We start from the raw sequence: 4,162 nt of genomic DNA, 5'->3' as shown, positions 1-4,162 counted from the left end.
GGTGAGCAGTGCTCGGGCATGCACCAGCACGATGGGGTCGTTGTCGACATAGAGAATCCGCGACTCCGGCGCGACCTCCTGGACGACCTCATGCAGGTTCGGCGCGGTCGGCAGCCCGGTGCCGATATCCAGGAACTGCCGGATGCCGTGCTCCGCCGCCAGGATGCGGGCCATCCTGACCATGAAGTTCCGGTTGGCCCGCATGGACGTGGGCAGGTTGAGCATACTCCTGGTGAACTCCGCGGCCGCCGCCCGGTCGGCCGGGAAGTTTTCCTTGCCGCCGAGTATGTAGTCGTAGACCCGCGCCGAGTGCGGAACGTCGATCTTCAGGTCGACGTTCCGCGGCGCCCAGTCCGGCACCACCGAGCCGTAGGTCCACCCGGCGTCGTCACCTCCAGCCACGACTCCCCCTATCTCTGACAGCGCCCATACACAGACACACTGATTATTCCTCCCAGACTCTCCCATGACCCCGTAATGGCGGCATCGGATGGGGTCGAGGAGTGACGTCCTCGGGGAGTGATGCGTCCTGGGATGCGGGGCATGCCTGGAGTGGAGTCCACGGACGTGCTGTACGAAGAGCGACGATCTAGCGACTCGCCGGACTCGCCGGACTCGCCGGACTCGCCGGAGCGAATTTTGGGGACCCGAGCACGGTTTGCAGCCCCTGGACCGTTCCTTGCTCCCCAGAACTCGGCCGCCCCCGGGCTCCGGGGGCGGACACTGGACGAAGATCATCGTCTCGTGAGCACCGAGCTGATCGATCTGTCGGTACCTATCGTGACCGGCATGCCCGTCTACCCGGGGGATCCCGAGGTCGACGTGTCACCGGCACTGACCGCGGCCGAGTCCGGCGTCAACGTGCAGCGCCTGCACCTGGGATCACAGACGGGCACGCATGTCGACGCCCCCTTCCACACCGACGACTCGCTGCCCAGGGGACGTAATGAAGCAACAAATACGTGATCGAGAGCATCATCGCAGGTCACAGGCCTGTGGAGGGTTCGAAACGCGCAAGTTATTTCATTTCGACTCCCCAGGCTCGACGAGGTTCCGCTACAACGTTTCACCGGACCCGCGGTTCTGCTGGATGCACGGGGCTACGGCCCACAGGCGGCGATCGGCCCGGAGGTGCTGTCGGGCCCATTTACCCGCCCGTTTCCCCACGATGTCGTCGTCCTCATCGTCACAGGATGGTCCGTCCACTGGGGCCGCGACGGGTACCTACGACATCCCTATCTCGCGCCGGACACCGCGCGGGCCCTCGTCGACGCGGGTGTCCGGACGGTCGGTATCGATGCGCTCAGCGTTGATCGGACACCCGGACCGGGGCAGGATGTCAGTCTCGCGGCCCACCGGATTCTGGGTGGGGCCGGTGCCGTCATCGTAGAGAACCTGACCAGTCTCGATCGACTTCTCACCGCCCGGGCGAACGGGCGGCCCATCCACATCGCCCTGTTCCCGATTCCGCTCGCCGGAGCCGACGGTGCCCCGGTCCGGGCAGTCGCAAGCGTCGGCCCCGCGGATCAGCTCCCCACCGCGTGCCGTCGCAGCAGCGGGTCGAGTTCGCCGGACGTGTCCCCCACGATGTTCCCGCCCGCCGGTGACGCATCGGCCGTCGGCCCGGCCGGCGTCGCCGTACCCGAGGGCATGATCCCGGCGGGAGCCACCAGCCCACCGTGCGTCCCCGGGGGATTGACCTGCACCCGGCCGGGGCGTGAGGTGGTCGAGCGCGTGCCCACGCGGGGCGCGGGCCGGATGGCCGGCCGGGCCGAGGCCACGTCCCCACCGTCAACGCCGGCAACGCCGTCAACGCCGTCAACGCCGGTCTCGCCGTAGCCCGTCTCGGGGTACCCGGCGAACCGGGCGAGATCGTCCCCTTCCGCGTCTTCGTCCAGCCCCGGCTGGCCGGCCACCAGAGCGCCGAGGTCGATCGTCTCGGCGCCGGCGATCGCGAGCTCCTCGTCGGTGAGCTCCTCCACCGGCTGCTGACCAACCCGCTCCGCCAGGGGGTCCGGTCCCGGCTGGCGCTGCCGGTAGGCGAAGGAGGACCCGATCGGGGGCCGCCGACGCCGGGCGGCCCGCTCGGCCTCGATCCGCCGGTCTACCGCCGCACGCGCGGCGGCCAGCCGCCGCGCGGTCTGCGCCGACCGGCGAAGATAAACGAGGTACGCGCCGAGTACGGCATCGACGAGGAACTGCCCGGCGATCCACAGCCCGCCGAGGATGGCGGCCAGCACGATGCTCACCGGAAGCAGGACGAGCAGGACGAGCAGGCGCTGCCGACGCACCCGCATCAGGGCGGCACCCTCGGCGTCCGCCCGGCGCTCGGGACCGCGCGGAGGAACATCCGCCCGCGGGTCGTCGGGGTGCGCACCCGACCACTGTGGGCGGTTGGGGCGTCCGTCCTCCGAGCCCCCGCCCTCCGGATCCTCGCCAGCAGACCCGCCGCCGGATAGCAGCGCGCCACCGGTCGAAGCGTCCTCGATGATCGGCATGCCGGACGCGATGGGCATCCCGTGGACGACCGGCTGCCCGCCGGGGGCTCCGGCCTCCCGGGACGGCCCGGCGGACACCGAATCCCCGAGCTCCGCGAGGTCGACTGGTCCATCGAATTCCGCGTGCGACATTCCCCTTCCTCCCGCGGTGAAGACGCCGTCATGATCGCCGCCGAAACGATCGACGACGGCATCGCCCCGGCCGGGTGGCCGTCGGGAGAGCACCCGCCTCGCAACCGTGAAACGCTCGGTGGACCGCTGCTGCGCCGTCGTGTCGTGACGGCGCAGCCACATCGGGATCAGCACGAATCCCCAGACCGCGACGATCGCCACCCAGATCAACGCGCTCATCGGACCACGCCTGCACGACCCTGGTCGATCCCATCATCGACCATCATGATCCCGCCCGCCCCCATACTCCCACCCGATCCTGTGGTTACGTTGTCAATTTCGCGGGATCTGTGGTCTCCGTGGTGTTCACCGCTCCCGGGGAGAGGGAACAGCACGGGAAACGTGTCCCACCCACCACCCACCGGACGCACACCATCCGCGGCGAGCGCGGCGGGCGCGGGCGCTCTGACCATGAGGAGCCTCTTCTCGACACCAACGATTGCGATTTCGTAGTCGACGCTAGTGAGCGAAATCCACGTGGTCACCGACCCGGAGCCCGCGTGTCGCATCCGCAACTGGATGGGTGATGGTGGATGTGTGGTCGTCAAAACGCACCGCGGACCCCCCAGGGCCGCATCTGACCTATGGAAGCCCTTGTAGAGAGCATCGACATCCGGTCAGGACCTTCGCTTTGTCACCGGATTGAGATCCGGAACGACGGGCGGTGACGAGAAGGGACTACGTCCGGTAACCGACACCGTCCCGGTGCCGGAGTGGAACGTGTCACGCGAGCCGTGGATCCAGGCATCGTTCTCAGGCGCGGCGGCACCGTCGGGCGCGGCACCGTCGGGCGGCGCGGCGGCCGCTCAGGGCCGGCTGTACCGGGTCTCCCGCCAGCGGTGCACCAGGCCCTCGGGGACGTCCTCGGTCGTCAGCGCGAATCCGATGTGGTCGCGGTAGCGGCCGTCGATGGCGAGGAAGTGCCGGTGCAGCCCTTCCTCGCGGAAGCCGAGCTTCGCGAGCACCCGCCGGCTCGCGGCGTTCTCCGGGCGCACATTCGCTTCCACCCGGTGCAGCCCGACCGGCCCGAAACAGTGGTCGACGACGAGCGCGAGCGCGGTCGGCGTGATGCCTCGACCGGCGTACTCGCTGTCGATCCAATAGCCGGCCTGAGCGCTGTTGAACGCCCCGCGCACGATCGTGGACACGGTCACCTGACCGACGAGCCGCCCCTCGAAGGTGACCGCGAACGGCAACGTGGCGCTGAGCCGGGCCTGCTGGCGCAGGCGGTGCCACATCTGACGGTAGATCGAGAGGGTCTGGCGCTGCGCCCAGGTCTCGCGGACCATCATCACTCCGGGTGGGGTCGCCTCCCACGGCGCCAGCCAGTCGGCGTTGCGCAGCCGCACCTCGACCCACGTGGAGGCGTCACGCAGACGAAGCGGCCGCGCCTGGACCCGTCCGTCGGTCAGGACTGCCGGCCAACCCGGAGCTCCCACCGTCGCGCCCTATCCGGCGTCGGCAGCATCGGCAGCATCAGCTGGGGCTGGGGC

At 69.5% G+C, this 4,162-nt stretch carries 3 protein-coding genes and 1 pseudogene; 1 reads left to right on the top strand and 3 read right to left on the bottom strand.

All coding sequences use genetic code 11. The annotated features are described in order from the left end of the window. Window positions 1–402 (bottom strand): SAM-dependent methyltransferase (locus tag ACY5KJ_RS18240; RefSeq protein ID WP_462203932.1); only part of this gene is annotated, 402 nt, incomplete at its 3' end. Between the two features lie 387 nt (window positions 403–789). Here ACY5KJ_RS18240 and ACY5KJ_RS18235 point away from each other — a divergent pair. Continuing rightward, window positions 790–1,416: pseudogene (locus tag ACY5KJ_RS18235) on the top strand (cyclase family protein); the annotation flags it as partial. A gap of 110 nt (window positions 1,417–1,526) precedes the next feature. Here ACY5KJ_RS18235 and ACY5KJ_RS18230 read toward each other — a convergent pair. Together ACY5KJ_RS18230 and ACY5KJ_RS18225 are read right to left on the bottom strand one after the other, a co-directional pair. Then, window positions 1,527–2,849: a hypothetical protein gene (locus ACY5KJ_RS18230; RefSeq protein WP_462203931.1), complete on the bottom strand. Its 1,323-nt coding sequence runs from the start codon at window positions 2,847–2,849 to the stop codon at window positions 1,527–1,529. A 626-nt stretch (window positions 2,850–3,475) separates the two neighbouring features. Beyond that, window positions 3,476–4,108: a GNAT family N-acetyltransferase gene (locus tag ACY5KJ_RS18225; protein ID WP_462188345.1), complete on the bottom strand. Its 633-nt coding sequence runs from the start codon at window positions 4,106–4,108 to the stop codon at window positions 3,476–3,478. Window positions 4,109–4,162: the final 54 nt, after the last annotated feature.

Source organism: Frankia sp. CcWB3, assembly GCF_977927595.1.
The sequence above is the reverse complement of the archived record's forward strand: the minus strand, read 5'-3'. Positions and strand labels throughout refer to the sequence as shown.